At 59.1% G+C, this 17,029-nt stretch carries 13 protein-coding genes and 2 pseudogenes; 6 read left to right on the forward strand and 9 right to left on the reverse strand.

Annotated elements, in window-relative coordinates:
• Positions 1 to 254 precede the first annotated feature (254 nt).
• From glmS to IVA96_RS00085, 5 genes are all read right to left on the reverse strand, one after another.
• The gene (gene glmS / locus IVA96_RS00065; protein WP_247414825.1) at positions 255 to 2,081 is read right to left on the reverse strand and encodes a glutamine--fructose-6-phosphate transaminase (isomerizing); all 1,827 of its coding nucleotides are present in this window, start codon (positions 2,079 to 2,081) and stop codon (positions 255 to 257) included.
• 220 nt (positions 2,082 to 2,301) lie between these two features.
• The gene (locus tag IVA96_RS00070; protein WP_275974883.1) at positions 2,302 to 3,279 is read right to left on the reverse strand and encodes a GDP-L-fucose synthase; all 978 of its coding nucleotides are present in this window, start codon (positions 3,277 to 3,279) and stop codon (positions 2,302 to 2,304) included.
• Positions 3,260 to 4,345, reverse strand: coding sequence for a GDP-mannose 4,6-dehydratase (gmd, locus tag IVA96_RS00075; RefSeq protein ID WP_247414827.1), 1,086 nt, complete (start codon positions 4,343 to 4,345; stop codon positions 3,260 to 3,262). The genes IVA96_RS00070 and gmd overlap by 20 nt, the downstream gene beginning before the upstream one ends.
• Before the next feature lie 355 nt (positions 4,346 to 4,700).
• Entirely contained in the window at positions 4,701 to 4,877 is a 177-nt protein-coding gene (locus IVA96_RS00080) for a hypothetical protein (protein ID WP_247414829.1), read from the reverse strand.
• A gap of 549 nt (positions 4,878 to 5,426) precedes the next feature.
• A complete protein-coding gene (locus tag IVA96_RS00085; RefSeq protein WP_247302419.1) occupies positions 5,427 to 5,585 on the reverse strand; it encodes a hypothetical protein in 159 nt (52 codons plus the stop codon).
• Between the two features lie 3,747 nt (positions 5,586 to 9,332).
• On the opposite strand from IVA96_RS00085, the gene IVA96_RS00090 reads away from it, so the two are divergent.
• The 6 genes from IVA96_RS00090 to IVA96_RS00115 all read left to right on the forward strand — a co-directional run bounded on the left by IVA96_RS00090 (position 9,333) and on the right by IVA96_RS00115 (position 14,851).
• Positions 9,333 to 9,752, forward strand: a complete 420-nt coding sequence (locus tag IVA96_RS00090) for a hypothetical protein (RefSeq protein WP_247333160.1) — start codon at positions 9,333 to 9,335, stop codon at positions 9,750 to 9,752.
• A 579-nt stretch (positions 9,753 to 10,331) separates the two neighbouring features.
• On the forward strand, positions 10,332 to 11,315 hold the full coding sequence (bioB, locus tag IVA96_RS00095; RefSeq protein WP_247333158.1) for a biotin synthase BioB: 984 nt from the start codon (positions 10,332 to 10,334) through the stop codon (positions 11,313 to 11,315).
• 50 nt (positions 11,316 to 11,365) lie between these two features.
• Positions 11,366 to 11,719: an aspartate 1-decarboxylase gene (gene panD, locus IVA96_RS00100; protein ID WP_247333154.1), complete on the forward strand. Its 354-nt coding sequence runs from the start codon at positions 11,366 to 11,368 to the stop codon at positions 11,717 to 11,719.
• An 86-nt stretch (positions 11,720 to 11,805) separates the two neighbouring features.
• Entirely contained in the window at positions 11,806 to 12,960 is a 1,155-nt protein-coding gene (locus IVA96_RS00105; RefSeq protein ID WP_247414831.1) for an 8-amino-7-oxononanoate synthase, read from the forward strand.
• Complete coding sequence (gene bioD / locus IVA96_RS00110; RefSeq protein ID WP_247414833.1) at positions 12,957 to 13,589, forward strand: dethiobiotin synthase; 633 nt, start codon at positions 12,957 to 12,959, stop codon at positions 13,587 to 13,589. Before IVA96_RS00105 ends, bioD begins: the two co-directional genes overlap by 4 nt.
• The gene (locus IVA96_RS00115) at positions 13,586 to 14,851 is read left to right on the forward strand and encodes an adenosylmethionine--8-amino-7-oxononanoate transaminase (protein ID WP_247414835.1); all 1,266 of its coding nucleotides are present in this window, start codon (positions 13,586 to 13,588) and stop codon (positions 14,849 to 14,851) included. Before bioD ends, IVA96_RS00115 begins: the two co-directional genes overlap by 4 nt.
• 552 nt (positions 14,852 to 15,403) lie before the next feature.
• On the opposite strand, the pseudogene IVA96_RS00120 reads toward IVA96_RS00115, so the two are convergent.
• From IVA96_RS00120 to IVA96_RS00135, 4 genes and pseudogenes are all read right to left on the reverse strand, one after another.
• Positions 15,404 to 15,607, reverse strand: a pseudogene (locus tag IVA96_RS00120) (hypothetical protein); the annotation flags it as partial.
• A pseudogene (locus IVA96_RS00125) lies at positions 15,607 to 15,993 on the reverse strand (transposase); the annotation flags it as partial. The pseudogenes IVA96_RS00125 and IVA96_RS00120, both read right to left, overlap by 1 nt.
• Positions 15,994 to 16,038: 45 nt before the next feature.
• A complete protein-coding gene (tnpB, locus tag IVA96_RS00130; RefSeq protein ID WP_247414836.1) occupies positions 16,039 to 16,386 on the reverse strand; it encodes an IS66 family insertion sequence element accessory protein TnpB in 348 nt (115 codons plus the stop codon).
• A complete protein-coding gene (locus tag IVA96_RS00135) occupies positions 16,383 to 16,754 on the reverse strand; it encodes a transposase (protein WP_247414838.1) in 372 nt (123 codons plus the stop codon). The genes tnpB and IVA96_RS00135 overlap by 4 nt, the downstream gene beginning before the upstream one ends.
• Positions 16,755 to 17,029: the final 275 nt, after the last annotated feature.

Below are 17,029 nucleotides of genomic sequence, written 5' to 3' on the forward strand. Positions count from 1 at the left end.
TCAAAGTAATCGGAATGCCGTGATAAGCCCTTCGCGACTCCTTGCTTGCCGGAGGCAACGCCACGCCAGCCTCGCAACCTGATTGGCCGTAGATTTTGCACATGAGTCTCAGCCTCCGTAAGCAAGGGCTATGAACCGGCACAAACCATGCGGTGGCATCGGGCCAGGAGCCGGGCGGCACATCGTAATTCGATCTGACCGCTTGTGCGCATTCGGAATCTGACCACGACAATTCCAGGTCGCGTCACCTTGCCTTATTCGACGGTTACCGATTTCGCGAGGTTTCGGGGTTGGTCGACGTCCGTGCCCATCAGGATGGCCGTGTGGTAGGCCAGAAGCTGCACCGGAATCGCATAGACAATCGACGTAAATGTCGTACCCATCTCCGGCAGCACAATCGTCGCGAGTGAATCCGTGGATACCTCTGCGGCTCCCCGAGCGTCCGTTATCAAGATAATCTTGCCGCCGCGTGCGGCGACCTCCTGCATGTTCGAGATGGTCTTTTCGAACACCCGGTCGCAGGGAGCAATGACGATTACGGGAACGCTCTCGTCGATCAAGGCGATCGGGCCGTGCTTGAGCTCTCCGGCCGCATAGCCCTCGGCGTGAATATAGGAGATCTCCTTCAGCTTCAGTGCCCCCTCCATTGCCAGTGGAAACGACGTGCCGCGACCAAGATATAGCACGTCACGCGATTTGGCGATGTCGCGTGCGATCTTCTCGATCTGCGGCTCGCTGGCAAGCGCCGCTGTAACGAGCCGCGGAATTTCGATCAGCGCTCGCACGAGATCGACCTCGTCGCTCTCCGGCAATTCACCGCGCGCCTTGCCAGCAGCGACCGCAAGCGCCGCCAGGACGACGAGCTGGCATGTGAACGCCTTGGTCGAGGCAACGCCGATTTCAGGTCCGGCGAGTGTCTGCAACACTGTCCCGCTTTCGCGCGCAATGGTCGAACTCAGTACGTTCACGATCGAGAGGGTATGCAGGCCTTGCGATTTGGCATAGCGGAGCGCGGCCAGCGTATCGGCCGTCTCGCCGGACTGCGAGATGAAGATAGCAAGATCTCCCTTGCGCATCGGCGCCTCACGATAGCGAAATTCGGAGGCGACATCGAGCTCGACTGGAATACGAGCCAGCCGCTCGAACCAGTATTTGGCGATATGGCCGGCGTAGCCTGCCGTACCGCAAGCGCTGATCGAGATATGTCCGATCTCGTTGAAGTCGAACGGAAGCTCCTGCGGCAGTGCCACGCTTTCGGTGGCGATATCGACGTAATGCGCCAGCGTCTGCCCGATCACCTCTGGCTGTTCGTGGATTTCCTTCGCCATGAAGTGGCGGTAGTTTGCTTTGTCGACGACAACCGACGGCGCGCCAGATTTCATCACCTCCCGGCGGACAACTGTGCCTTGTGCGTCGTAGACCACGCTGAAGTTGCGGTTGAGCACAGCCCAATCGCCGTCCTCAAGGTAGGTGATCAAGCCGGTAAGGGGCGCGAGCGCGATAGAATCCGATCCGAGATACATTTCGCCTTCGCCATGCCCGATCGCGAGTGGTGAGCCCTTGCGCGCACCGATCATGAGGTCGTGTTGACCCTTGAACAGGATTGCAAGCGCAAACGCGCCGACTAGCCGCGGCAGCGACGCTTTTACTGCCTCCTGCGGCGAGCAGCCATCTTTCAGATAAAAGTCGATGAGATGCGTCACCACCTCGGTGTCTGTTTCAGAGGCGAAACAGGCGCCATGCTGTTTTAGCTCCGCTCGCAGCTCGCGGAAATTCTCGATTATGCCGTTATGGACGACTGCAACATTGTCCGTTGCATGCGGATGAGCATTGTGCTCCGTCGGCTTGCCATGAGTAGCCCAGCGCGTGTGCCCAATCCCGATATGGCCTGAGAGCGGATGGCAGCGAACGCGTGTCTCAAGGTTCCTCAGCTTGCCCTCGGCGCGTCGAAGCTCGATATAGTTTCCTTTGAGCGTTCCGATGCCCGCTGAGTCGTAGCCGCGATATTCCAGTCGCTTCAGTGAATCGATGAGACGATCCGCGACCGGACCGCGCCCCAAGATGCCGACAATTCCGCACATGCTAATCAGTTTACCTCAAGTTCAAAACAGAGCGTCCCGCAAGGCGCGCCTGACCAATTCGCTCGCTTTAGTTATCGGCCAATCTAGCCGTGCCTGCCCTCCATCGGGCACGCGGCACCCGGAGGTGCGCGAGCTCCAAGCAACACGTGGAGCCCAGTCGAATTCGCCGGAAGATCCTAAAGCAACTTTCTGGCAATCGGACAATGAGCGCCGTCAGCAGTTAGCAGCTGCATGAGTCTCTCGTTTTGTCCGATGTACCAGATACCGCCAAGAAGGCCTGGTAGGTCTGCCGCATTCCATCTACAAGCCATGTCCTCGCGCGCCAGCCGAGCCTGGCGAGACGGCTGACGTCGAGCAGCTTGCGCGGCGTGCCATCGGGGCGCGACGTGTCGAAAGTGATCTCGCCGCCGTAACCGACGACCTCAGCCACGACCCGCGCGAACTCGGCGATGGTGATGTCCTCGCCGGTGCCGATATTGACAAGGTCCGCGCTCGAATAGCTCTTCATCAGGTGCACGCACGCATCCGCCATGTCGTCGACATAGAGGAACTCGCGCCGCGGCGTGCCGGTGCCCCACACGGCGACGCTCCTTGCGCCCGCGACCTTCGCCTCGTGGAAGCGGCGGATCAGCGCGGCAACGACATGGCTCAATTCGGGATGATAATTGTCGCCGGGCCCATAGAGATTAGTCGGCATCACGCTGATGAAGTCGCTGCCATACTGGCTGCGATAAGCTTGCGCCATCTTGATGCCGGCGATCTTGGCGATCGCATAGGGCTCGTTGGTCGGCTCTAGCGGGCCTGATAGCACCGAATCCTCGCGCAGCGGCTGTGGGGCCAGCTTCGGATAGATGCAGGACGAGCCGAAAAACATCAGCTTTTCGGCACCGTTTTGATGCGCGGCTTGGATCACGTTCGCGGCAATCGTGATGTTGTCGTAGATAAACTCGGCGCGCAGCGTGTCGTTGGCAACGATGCCGCCGACTTTTGCGGCGGCGAGGAAGATCACTTGCGGCCGCGTTTTCGCGAACCAGTCGAACACGGCGGCCTGGTGGCAGAGATCGACCTCGCGCCGGTCGACCGTGACGAGCTGCACGTCCTCCCGCGCGAGGCGGCGCACCAGCGCGCTGCCGACCATGCCGCGATGGCCTGCGACGTAGACGCTTTTGCCCTTCAGCTCAAACGGTGCGTTTGCCATGGGCCGCCTCCCGTTTTGCTTCCGCCAGATCGCTTGCCATCATCTCTTCGACGAGCTGGGCAAAGCTGCGCTTCGGCTTCCAGCCGAGCAGCTGTTGCGCCTTGCTGGCGTCGCCGACGAGGAGATCGACCTCGGTCGGACGGAAATAGGTCGGGTCGATCTTCACCACCGTCTTGCCGCTCTTGGCATCGATGCCGGTCTCGGCGACGCCGGCGCCGCGCCATTCGATGCGGCGGCCGAATTGCGCAAAGGACAGCTCGACCATCTCGCGCACCGAGCGCGTCTCACCAGTCGCCAGCACGAAATCGTCGGCCTTGTCCGCCTGGAGGATCAGATGCATGCCCTCGACATAATCCCTGGCATGGCCCCAGTCGCGCTTGGCCGAGAGATTGCCGAGATAGAGCGTCTGTTCGAGCCCGACCTCGATACGCGCGACGCCGCGCGTGATCTTGCGGGTGACGAAGGTCTCGCCGCGGATCGGGCTCTCATGGTTGAACAGGATGCCGTTGCTCGCGAACATGCCGTAGGCCTCGCGGTAATTCACCGTGATCCAGTAGCCGTAGAGCTTCGCCACGCCATAGGGCGAGCGCGGATAGAACGGCGTGGTCTCCTTCTGCGGGATCTCCTGCACGAGGCCGTAGAGCTCGGAGGTCGAGGCCTGGTAGAACCGCGTGTCCTTCTCCATGCCGAGGATGCGGATCGCCTCGAGCAGCCGCAGTACGCCGATCCCATCGGCATTGGCGGTGTATTCGGGGCTCTCGAAACTGACGGCGACGTGGCTCTGGGCTGCGAGATTGTAGATCTCGGTCGGCCGGATCTGCTGCACCAGGCGGATCAGATTGGTCGAGTCCGTCATGTCGCCGTAGTGCATCAGGAACGGCACGTCCCCGAGATGCGGGTCCTGGTAGAGATGGTCGACCCGCGCAGTGTTGAACGAGGACGAGCGCCGCTTGATGCCGTGCACGATATAGCCGAGCGACAGCAGATGTTCGGCGAGATAGGCGCCGTCCTGTCCAGTCACGCCGGTGATTAGAGCGACCCGCCGTTTGCTCTCTTGGTTTGACAAATCGTTGCTCTGCGCAGGCTAATGTCGGTCCCCGATCGACGACGTCAATCGCGTCTGGCCTCTTCGAATGCGGAAGCGTCGCGCTCTCGAACTGCCGAGTTCTGGTCTCTGTATAGGCATTGCATCAATTGCTCAACTGTACGGAGGTAACCTTCCACATCGAAAGGGTTTTGAAGGACTATACGAAAGTTTGTAGCCCAGAAGATTTCGTTCGGCCGTCGTCAGGCGTTTCTCTATTGCGCGGGTGCAACTAATGAAATTGCGGCGCGGATAGGAGGTAAGCAGACCCGTTTGGCCGAGAAGCGTTCCACAGTCCCTGCGTGGTCAACTCGCGCGTTGAGCCAGCGAGTTTCCCTCATTTCGTGTCCTTGCCTAAGAGTTTTCCAGTCTGCTGTTCATCCAGTGCAACCGCGAGCAAGCCGGGCAAACAAAGCATTGAAATTCGTTCTCTTGTCGCGCAGTACTTATCATCATCGATCCATTTCTGGACAATCAAGTTGGTGATCTGGCAAGCAAAAGTGAAGGCGCGCATATTAACTCTGTGCTGTTTGAGTTCACAGAAAAACGCTGCATGAATGAGGCAGTGCTATATGGGACCTCAAGGGGTTATCGCGACGATCAGTGTGCCCTGCGCCACCGAATGACGAATTCAGTAGCGAAAAGCATCTGGCGGTTCATTGCTCGCGAGTGGCCACGGAATCAACAACAATGGTGCGTTTAGCGCGCGGACGATATGGCTCAGAAGGTCAGTGCTCGGTTCGGCGACCATTCGGCCTGGGGTGTTTTCCGCGCTCGCAAGCATGTCTTTGGGCCGGCCGTAGTATGACTAGGCAAAGCCCGCATGTGCGTGAATAAGCCGCCTTGAGCACGTGCCGCTGCCATTGAAACTGGCGGTTTGCTGGTCCCGAGCGCCCCTTCTCTTATGCCCGCGGCAAAGTCTCGGTTCTTGAGCAAGCATTCTGCGGACAGCAGCCTGAGCTGACGGATCAACTGCCTTCTACCTCAATTATCACATTTGATTTGCAGCCCCTCGGCAGAAAGAATTCGGATGAGCTGCTCGTGGAGAGGTCGACCCGGGCCTTTAAACCACGTGCCACCCGCTCGCATGCGCCGAAAGCAGCGTAAGCTTTAGAGGCGCGCCCTCGAAATGGATCGCCGGCTTATCGGCTTCGAACGCGGTGTTGCCCTCAATCAAGGTGCCGAGATCAATCTTCAGTCCCTCGCGGGTATAAACTTCCACATCATTTCTGATCCAAGGCGCTCACATGAGCTTCTCAATACTTGTTCATCAGGTCTTGATGGGCCTCATTGCGTGGATCGGCGTTCGGCCCTGGGGCAATCGTCAGGCCTGCACGTCGCAGATCCAGCTCGCGGATCTATCGGCAGCTCTCTTGCTCCCGCGACGACGGCTGCCCATGCCTAGCAATTGCGCGCGCTCGTCTCGGATTACTGTTGGTCATCTAGTCTGCTTTCCTTCAACGACGCTGCGTCCCTCCGACCATGGCATGACGTGCATTCGGGAATGGTGATAAGCGCACCATGATGACAGCTTTTGGCGAGGTCCCATCACAACAGGTTCGCCGCACATATATGCGGTTCCAGGATCGCCATTCTTGAAGCCAACAATGGCCCGGCATTGGCCCTCACAGTGATCGACGAGCAAGACCCTGTTGGATCCATCGGGTCCTCTCACATGTCCGCTCCGGGATAGCGCATCAATCTCGCAGCGGCGGGTTGGGCACTCAGTGCCCGCAAACGTATATCGAAGCCTGCAAGGCTGGATTGGTCCTTCTTACATGTGGGCGATCTTGTCTTCATACGGGCCGGCGATCTGCGTGAACAGGACAGAAACAGCGTTCTTCGCAGTGAGCGCGATCCTCAGCCGCTTTGGCAGAAAAGCTCTCATCGCAAGCAACCGGCCTGCTCCGCTTTAGCACAGGAACTTCTGAAGCGACCGAACATTGGTGCTCCCTAGGGGGCACTCTACAATCTGACGCTACGTACGATTCAATCCCCCTGCGGGCTTATCGCGTGAATATGTCGAAACCGTCTTCGTTCGCCAGGAGCCAGCCGCATGACGAGGAGGGCGGGAGGCGCTTCACCAAGGCAGTTGGCTTTCTGTATTCGTCGTCTGCGGAACGCGCAGCTCGGGTCCGCTCGAGTGTGCGCGCATAGCTACGCCCAGCTGTGAGGCTGCTCGTCGCCGGCCACGAGTGATCAAGCGAATCAGTCAAGCTTACTTGAATGTGTGGATAGGAGCTGCCTCGGCGCCGGAATCAATCGTCCATGGCTGAATGCTCTCTCGAGTCTATGCGAATTGGCTTTGTCTATCCAGCCAAGCTCTCCCGCTGTCACCATCATAATAGGCTGCTTCCCGGGACTTGTCGGTGCCGCGGCGGCTGAGCAGAATAGGAAACGAGATCAATCGGCAGCGCGTTAATCTGGTCATGAGCCAAACTCCCGTCAAGGCACCTAACAGTGACTTCGCCGTTCTAGATAACTTTGAACTATGGACCTCGAAAGGCGCCGTCAGGTGCAGGCCACGCCGGGTTGATCATCGCGGGTTCGATACTTGTGGGAAGATCTGCCGGGCGTCACGTTGGAAGCCCGCGCCTAAGCGGTACTCAGCCCTGGTCCCGTTGAGAGCGTATCGCGGCTCGGGTCCAGATTGGCGCGTTTGCTACAATCGTTGTTGGTATCAAAGAGTTGCTATGGCGACTACTCCAGGTCGGCCGGGGGAAAGACGGTGGTTTTCCAGGCAACCAAGTGGCTGTTGGAACGAGCGGCGCAGTTGGCCATGCTTTCTGATGGACGGGCGGGGCCTTGTAGCGGCGCCGATCGGCGTTCCTCCCATTCATCTTGAGGCGCGTGCGATTGTTAGACCGGCATTCTCCAGCACATCCAAAATCCTCTCAGCAACCGCCCGCGGATCTCGCTGGTCCTCTTTGCTCACGTTACAGGCCAAGGTAGCTGCGATGATCGCGTGCGCTGTTTTGCGCTGGAGGCAATCGTACTCGGCATACTCACCGCAAGTATTGCAGTTGATCACTGGTCGGCCGCTCCAGGGATCGTGCATTGCGATCTCGCACCAGTTATCTGTGTGACATTTCGGACAGAGCATAAATCGAGATTTCCTTGTGGTCTGACCTCGCGCGCTCCATGGCCATCAATTGAACGACTGCTTGGCAGCCAAAGCTGCAGAAGTCATTGCTGCTCCGGAGGCCCTGTTGCCCGTCTTTGGATACGAAAAACATGATGGACGCGGCGGCGGAGGCAATCCAGGCGCCCGAAGGGGGGCTCCGGCATGAGCGGACCAGGCGACGCATCTCTGGCGAGAATGCTGCCAACGGTGTATGCCTACAGCTACCTGTTTCGGCGTGAGCAAGCTATTGCAGGTTCGCCGCGGCCGCATCACGGCTATGTAAGATGAGTATGGCCTCCAACTTCCATTCCACTCTGAGCTGCGAGGCCCCGATCTCCGGACCGCGACCTCTGCGTGAGCAATCTATCAAAGCGGGCAATCGCCACGCGACGATGCTGCTGCGATCTTAGAATCCGGTTCTCCTGCAGCCTGGCTTCATCGCGACACGTTGCAATGATTCGCCGAGGCGGCTTCACTGCGGCGTCCGAGACAACGCGGGCCTTCTGCAATCTGGCTCGCCAAATGACACACTCGAAATTGTGTCGCCCGGAAGCTGTTGTACGGCCAAGCACGCTCGCCACCTGTAAGAAGACCCTACAATCTGACGCTACGTACGATTCAAGCCCTAATGTCGAGAGTCGCGCATTTCGCGCCCCTCGCCGCGCTTGCTGCGAGCGGCTTGTCGCATCTCAGACATCAACAGAGCGGTCGGCAGATAACGGCAAATGAGGTGCTTTTGCGACAGCCAACCTACGGGATCTTACGTAGGGCATGTGTCGCATTTTCTTGATCTAAAAACTGCATCGTATTCCGCATGAAGCAAAAAAACCTGTTCTCAGACGCCAAACATTGGCGAAGCCGTGCTGAAGCGACCCGAAGAAAAGCGGAGTCGCTCGAGGACGACACATCCAGATGCAGGCTGATCAAGGTCGCTGAGGAATATGATAAGCTGGCTCGCCTCGCGGAGGGGCGGCAAAGAAATGAGGTTGACGGGCAGTTCTGATCGACCGGGCGGACGGTTGCACCGATCGCCAATGCTTGTGACCCCGGCGCGGGGTGTCTCTCCGTTGGAGCTCACAGCCCGCTAGGGCTGAACTGCGAAACTGCGTCATGCGGTAAGGCCAATGAGCGAGGCTGCTGAACGAGTGCGGACCGCGCGTGCGAGCCTCTGACCATGAATCCATTCTGGGTCACGGTGGCCGGCCACATAGATGACGCATTGACGGTGTCTCAGGCGGCAAGCCGGCTAACCGCTAGACATGAAGGAATGAGATGAAAGCCCACCGTCAGATCGTCGAAATCAAAGCCTCTCGCTCGATGAACTGGCGAGGCATTGGCGTCGCTTTGCATCATGTGCTGAAGCCTGCGACGTTTGTTTGGGTGGCAAAGTAGCCGGTTCGCCGGATCATGCCACGCGAATTGGCTTCCGCCGCCATTAAGCGTTTCAGTCGAATTCTGGCATCTTGCACCAAGCACGGCGAGCTCAACGCCATACGTTGCGGACTTGTTCAGGCGACGAGGCGAGCAGAAGCTCCTGCGGGCACGGCTTGCCAAGACAAGCCATCGTAGATGTCTGCGCAGATTGTCTGCATGAGGCCTAGTTCGCAACGAACGCGCGAATGACGAGAAAGTTTAAGAGAGCTCAGATGTCGAAAGATAAACCCAAGAGAACTCCCCGGTGAACGATGCGGACAGAACCGATGTTCTTCATCCAAGTAAGTCGGTGCAGATGATCAGCGGCAGTTGGGGCCGCCCATGCCAGGGTACCAGCCGTTCGATGTACGAGTCGGACAACACGACTGGTGCCGGATGCAACTCTATCGGCCAAAAGAAGAAGGAGGACGCATGAGGAAGCAAAGTGTAGAAAGACTCGAAGCGGGGCGCGTCCGCGATGGCCGATTCGCCACCGCACCGGGGTCTGGTCCTTCCGGTCTCTTCTTCGTGCAGGGGCCTTGTGGCTGCCAACTCAAGATCGTCGGCTTCATCCGTCCGGGATGGGAGCATGTCTCTGTGTCGACGCCACGGCGATCTCCAAACTGGGAGGAGATGTGCTTCGCCAAAGATATGTTTTGGGATGAAGAGGAATGTGTGATGCAGCTGCATCCTCCTCATTCGCAGTATGTGAACAATAGTCGCTACTGCCTGCATCTCTGGAGGCCGACCCGTCAGGTCATTCCGATGCCTCCGGCAGCCTTCGTGGGCATCGTCGGGCTCGGGCCGTCTGAAGCGGCAATTCTGTTTGCGCAGATGAGTGCGACGTCTTAGCAGATCTCGCCGCGTCGTGCCAAGTCGGGCGGCGACGACGTGATCGAGAGTCCAGCGGAGTTGCTCACCACAGCCAGGGGCGGCGAGCAAGCCTAGGTGGCCACAGACCCGCCAAGGGCGCGCCGGGCCGCTACTCTGCGCCCCAGAGCCCAACCCGCTGCGCTTCTGGAGGCGGCGGGAGGTAACGCTCGCAGAGTCGGCTCGTCCGGGCCACCGTTTATTGTACGGGGATGTGACGCGCATAACCACACCATCGTGGAATCGGCCAGGTGAGCAGATTCGTGGATCCGTTGTACACGGCGCGCGGCCAAATACATTTGTATCAGGAGAGGCTCCTACGGGGCGCAACTACCGTACGCATCGGCTAGTTACCTGAGTGAGGCGCGTCGAGGAGCGTTGTTGCGCTTGTCTCGGCCTCGCGAGGAAATCCTGCATGAGGGAGCGGCGATTAGCCTGATACGAGCGCCATGCCCGCGCAACTCGGCGATATTTCTCGTCAATACCGGGCAAGAGTGTTGCTTTGCGAAGCTACGCACGACGGTGTCGCCTGTATGATCGACCGAAAATCTTGGGGGTGCTGTGGAAGTCGAAGGCAATAGCGGCCGCAACAGCGCGCCGGTCCGCCGCGACTGGGAACGTGCCGAGGCGGAAGGGGTTTACGCGCAGCCATTTGCCGAGCTCCTATTTCAGGCCCAGACCGTTCATCGCGGCAATTTTGACCCAAACCACGTCGAAACCGCAAGCCTGCTCAGCATCAAGACGGGCGGCTGTCCTGAAGACTGCACCTACTGCGCACAGAGCGTGCATTACGACACTGGCCTGAAGGCGACTCGCTTGATGGATCGCGCTGATGTGGTCGCCGCCGCGCAGCGCGCCAAGGCGGCCGGGGCGAGTCGCTTCTGCATGGCCGCGGCGTGGCGCAGTCCAAAGGACCGCGATCTCGATAAGGTCTGCGACATGATTGCCGCCGTTAAACGTGTCGGCATGGAGACGTGCGTAACGCTCGGCATGCTCACGCCAAAGCAAGCCGCGCGGCTCGCCGACGCCGGCCTCGACTTCTACAATCATAACGTGGACACTTCGCCGGAGTTCTACCGCAGCATCATCACTACGCGGACCTTGCAAGATCGGATCGACACTCTTACGCGCGTGCGCGAGGTGGGGGTCAAAGTCTGCTGCGGCGGCATTATTGGCATGGGTGAGCACGTCGATGACCGTCTCGGTATGCTGGTACTGCTCGCCAATCTTCCCAAGCATCCGGAAAGTATACCGATCAACCTGTGGAACGAGGTGGATGGCGTGCCGGTGAAGGTCACGGCGGAGCGTTCCGATCCGATTGCACTGGTGCGCCTGGTAGCGACCGCGCGGATCATGATGCCCAAGAGCGTCGTACGGTTGGCCGCCGGGCGCCAGTATATGACTGATGAACTCCAAGCCCTATGCTTCTTGGCGGGTGCGAATTCCATCTTTGTCGGCGATGTGTTGCTGACTACCAAAAACCCGCAACTTGACCGTGATGCAAGTTTGTTAGCCCGGCTCGGCATTACGTCTGGACTCGCTTAAGTCATCAGAACAACGGCGTGCTGCGTGCAAGCTATCAGCGTAGGTAAGAAATGCAGATTATCATGATGAAGGGAAAGATTCATTGCGCCTCGGTAACTGAATCCGACCTGCACTTTGAAGGCTCGATCTCGGTTGATCGCGCACTGCTGGACGCGGCCGGTATCCTGATTAACGAACGCGTCGAACTCTACAACCTCGAGACGGGGGCACGCTTTGCAACGTTTGTGACGGAAGCGCCACAAGGGTCCGGCACGGTAGACGTGAACGGTGCGGCGGCGCGACTGGCGATGCCCGGCGATAAAATAAGTATCGTTGCATACGCCTCACTTGACGAGGCGGATGCAAGAATCTTCAGGCCGCGCATTGTGCTGGTTGATCGACAAAATCGCATCGTTCCGGTTTGAATCCAACAAGCTAGCCGCCGTAAGACCCTGTCGTTGGCGACCAGTTGGGAGTTTTGCTGCGTCCATCCTTGCTCAGCGAGTGAAGAATGAATTCCATCATTGCGGGTAAAGTCGCCAGCTATGCGGCAGGCTTAGATGCGCTTAAAAACGACGACCGCCTGCGGAGTCTCAGGCCGCGCACCGGGATTGACTTTTCATCAAACGATTATCTGGCGTTGGCGAGCGCGCCGCGCATGAAAAAAGCCATCGTCACCGCGCTCGAAGGGGGTACTCCGATCGGAGCCGGCGGATCACGGCTTCTGCGCGGTAACTGCGAGGAGCACGAACGCCTCGAAGCAGCAGCGGCGCGGTTCTTCGGCGCGCAGACCGCGCTCTTCTTCGGCGGTGGTTATGTCGCAAATTTTGCGGTGCTGACAACGTTGCCGCAACGGGACGACCTGCTCGTCCTTGATTCCCTGGTTCACGCCAGCATTCACGAAGGAGCACGAGCTGGCCGAGCCGCGTTTCGAATCAGCGCCCATAACGACCCCCAGGTTATCGAAAGCGCAATTTGCGACTGGCGTGCCGCGGGCCGAGCGGGGCGGGTCTGGATCGTAGTCGAGAGCCTCTACAGCATGGATGGCGATTTCGCACCGCTTGAAGACCTGCTCGCGATCGCGGACCGGCACGATGCGTTCTTGGTTGTGGACGAAGCTCATGCCACCGGCGTTTACGGCGAGCAGGGGCGAGGCCTCACAGCGGCCTATGAAGGACGCGAAAATCTCCTGGTTATTCATACCTGCGGCAAGGCGCTGGGAGCCGCCGGCGCGCTTGTCACCGCGTCTGGCGTGCTGCGCGACTTCATAATCAATCGCTGTCGCCCGTTTATCTTCGCGACCGCCCCTTCGCCGTTAATGGCGGTAGCCGTACGGGAGGCTCTCGTGATCCTGCAGGAGGAGCCGGAGCGCCAACAGCGGCTGGCGAGGCTTGTCGCGTTCACGCATCGGGAGATGGTTGCGAGAGGCGAGAGAAGTCCTTCGAACTCGCAGATCCTGCCCTATATCATTGGCGAGAATGCCCGCGCCATGAGGCTAGCGTCCGCGCTACAGGCTCGCGGATTTGACATCCGAGGAATCAGACCGCCAACGGTGCCGGCCGGCACGGCCCGTTTACGAATTTCACTGACGCTCAACGTCGGAGAGAATGAGGTGCGTGCGATGCTCGATGCCCTCGCTGAGGAGACGAGGGGCGGATCTCGATGAGTCAGCGAATCGTGGTGACCGGCACAGATACAGGGATCGGCAAAACTGTCTTTTCGGCAGGCCTTGCCCATCTTCTCGGCGCGAATTACTGGAAACCAATTCAGGCCGGTGTTGAAGGAGAGACCGATAGCCAGCAGGTCGCACGACTGAGCGGTCTTCCGGCCGATCGGATCGTTCCGGAGCGTTACCGCCTTAAAACGCCCGCTTCCCCGCATCATGCCGCCGGAATAGATGGAATTCGCATCGACCCCGATTCGCTCGTCCTGCCGGATACCGGGGAGCGACCGCTCGTCATCGAAGGCGCTGGCGGGCTGATGGTGCCGCTGAATTCTAGCGCACTCTACATCGATATCTTCCAGCGGTGGCGACTTCCCGTCGTGCTTTGCGCGCGCACGCTACTCGGGACCATCAATCACTCGCTGCTCTCGATAGAGGCCTTGCGAAAGCGCCAGATCGACATTCTTGGGATCGCATTCATCGGGGAAAGAAATTCTGAAACTGAGAGCGCAATTTGTGACATCGCGCGGGTGCGTTGGTTAGGACGGCTGCCCTGGATTTCTCCTTTGACGGCAGACAGCCTACGGGATGTCTTCAAAGGCTCGTTTGTTCCCGGCGATTTCAAGCCATGAAGCCAAACAAGAGGTGGCCAATTTGGCACCCATTCACGCAGCATGCTCTTCACAACGAGATGACCAAGGTTGTGCGTGGCGACGGTGCTTATCTCTACACGGCGGATGGTCATCGAATCATAGATGCAATCTCATCCTGGTGGGTCGTCACTCACGGCCATTGCCATCCGCAGATCGTGAGCGCGATTCAGGAACAGGCCGGCAAGCTGAACCAAATCATTTTCGCCGGCTACACGCATGATCCGGCTGAGGAGGTCGCTCGGCTCCTTTTGAAACTCACACCCCAAGGCTTGGACCACGTGTTCTACTCGGACAGTGGCTCAGCCAGCGTGGAAGTCGCCTTGAAGATGGCGCTCGGCTATTGGCACAATATAGGCGAACAGCGAACACGCATCGTTGTCATGCAGCACTCCTATCACGGGGACACGTTCGGTGCGATGTCAGTTGGTGCCCGCGGTGTCTTCAACGTGGCGTACGGACCTCTCCTGTTCGACGTGACCTCAATCCCGTTCCCTGCGAGCGGTCTTGAGCGGGCGACGCTTGATGCGCTTGAGTCAGCATGTCGGAACGAAAATCCCGCAGCCTTTATTGTCGAGCCTCTGGTGTTAGGGGCAGGCGGAATGCTGATGTACCCAGCTTGGGTGCTAAGAGAGATGAAGCGGATCTGCGAGGCGTCGGACGTCCTGTTCATTGCCGATGAGGTCATGACGGGCTGGGGCCGCACCGGAACAATCTTCGCCTGTGAGCAGGCCAATGTTGTGCCAGACATAGCGTGCTATTCGAAGGGTCTCACGGGAGGGGCGCTGCCGCTCGCGGTGACACTCTGCCGGGCGGAGATTTTCGATGCCCATTATTCAAAAGACCGTACGCGCACATTCTTTCACTCGAGTTCGTACACGGCAAATCCGGTGGCCTGTGCCGCCGCTAAGGCTAACCTGGATCTGTGGAAAGACCAGGAATGTCACCGGCGCATCGCTGCGGTTGCAACCATGCAGGAGCACGCAATTGAAGCATTCCGCGCCGATCCGCGCTTTGCAAACGTTCGCCGTAGCGGCACCATCACAGCACTCGATCTGAAGACGAGAGATACCGGCTATCTCGCAGGCATCGGCCCGAGGCTTCACGCCTTCTTTAAAGACCGTAATCTCTTGCTGCGCCCACTCGGTAATACGATTTATGTGATGCCGCCATATTGTGTAACAGCAGGTGACCTGGACGAAATATATGTAGGCATTTGTGACGCTGCCGATACACTGGCCTGAAGACGCGCGCGGCAGCGCAAGATCAAGGATCCTGAGCTGTCGTCGGCTTCCCGAACGACTTGAGAGAGCCTTGCCATAGACCTACGAAATGGACGATTGTGACCTCGCATCTGCAATGTGGGTTCTGCCGGCCGGGCGAGATCGCGGGCTTCGCCGGGCCGGCCCACAGTGTCATGCGCGTTCGGTTTCAGTCCGATCGCGTTATCGCGATTGGTTGCGTGTTCATCTGTGTGGATGCCTGCGCGAAGTTGTTACAAAATCATGAAGTTATGCGTCCATTGGTGACGGCCTGTTGCGGAAGTTCCGCCGTTATTTCGATTATGAGATTGCCTGGACGGCAGGTCTTATCAAGCCTCTACGGACGTGGAGATGCTGGACACGTCATCCGCATTCCGGAGTTTGCGGCAGCCGTGCGAGCGTTGGTGCATCTTTCCTATTTCCCTCGCCTGGGTCGCGGTCGTTTGCGGAACCTGCAGTCCGCCGAAGCCGCGGCTTTAAGCGCCATAAGCCCATCCTTGTCGTATCCATCCGAGCTAGGCCGCGGACAGGGGCTCACCGATTCCACCGCTTGAGGAGTTCGGGGTCTTCCTTGTGCATCCTGATGAGCTCCGTCAGGTTTTCGATGCCGAAGTCGGTGAACGCCATGACCTGGTCGTCACCTATGCCGTAAACCCAGATGACGCCATCCTCTGTGTCCATTCCGTTGGCCACGTCCCAGAGCCAGTCCTCGTCTACGCCGAGGTCTGTTGCGACGCGAGGACGCGTTCTCGCACGATGTCGTCGGAAAAGGCCTGGCGAACGGGCCGCCTGCGCTCAAACGAACGCACCGTCTGCGTCTTGCCTGCTGCCTTCTCGGCGGCGAGTTCATCCTCGGTCGCGGCCGCCTCAAGCTCCTCAAGCTCCAGCTCTAGCTGATCGAGCAGCCGCGCCGATCGTTCCGAGCGCGTGCCATAGAGCGTCCGCCGCAGCTTCTCGATCTCGAGCTTGAGATGGGCAATCAGCGCTTCGGTGCTCGATTGCTTCGCCTGGGCATTGGCCGCTTCAGCAAGCCTGGCTTCCGCCGCAAGCCTGGCCGTGCGTTCGGCCAAAATCATTGCATGCGCGGCGGCAAGATCGGGCGGCAGATCGGCGCTGGAGTCCATGGCCAGATGGAATCACATTCGCTGCCAAACTAAAATAACAAAGTCTCACCCTACGCTGGTCGGACGCCAGGACTCTTGGGGATTGCGCCAGTCGATGCCAGACAACAGATAGCTCATCTGCGCCCGCGAGATCGACACCACGCCGTCCGCCAGCGACGGCCAGACAAAACGACCTCTCTCGAGTTTCTTCGTAAACAGGCATGCTCCCTGGCCGTCATGCCAGATCACTTTCAACAAATCACCCCCACGTCCACGGAAGCAGAACAAATGACCACTCAGCGGATCGCGGCGCAGCACCTCTTGCACCTGCAACGACAATGAGGCGAAGCCTTTGCGCATGTCGGTGTGGCCCGTCGCCAGCCACACCCGAACTCCCGTAGGGACCGGAATCATTGCGGATCCAGAGCCTCGATAATCCGGCGAAGCGCCTCAACGTCGACGCCCGCATCAACAATGACGCGCCGTCCGCCAGCCAGCTCGATCTCAATCCGACGCTTCGTCGAATGTGCGGTCGCGCTCTCCGATGAGGCCGCCACCGACGCCACGGGCCCGCCCTCGGCCATAACTGCCCTGACAAACCCAGCCTCGGATTTGGTTCGGTTCGCTGCGAAGGCTCTTCGCCAGGTCACCAGCAGAGAACGTGATAAGCCGTATCGCAGCGCTGTCGCCGCAACCAGGCGCGGCTCGGATAGGCTTTCCAAAACAATCCGCGCCTTCTTCCTCAGACCAGCGGCGCCGCCGGCCTGTATCAACCACTTCAAGTCGATTCAGCGTACTGATCGTATGGCTGTCCATACGTACAGTTCTCAACCATCAGGCCAGCCCGCCGCAAGGCGTCTCCCCTCGGAGGCTTACTCCTTGTCAGCAGCCAGAGGTGATGGACATGCCGCCTTAAAGGGCCGACAGCGGCTTTGACACGTAGATCGCAGCCTCATAAGCACATCCACTATCGCCGCTCGCGTGCGTCGTCTCCAGGCCGCCGTTTTTGACGCTCAGAATGTTCGGATGGTCAGTCCCAGGAACACCGCGCAGAGGA

The sequence above is a fragment of the Bradyrhizobium sp. 159 genome (genome assembly GCF_023073795.1).
Taxonomy (GTDB): Bacteria; Pseudomonadota; Alphaproteobacteria; order Rhizobiales; family Xanthobacteraceae; genus Bradyrhizobium.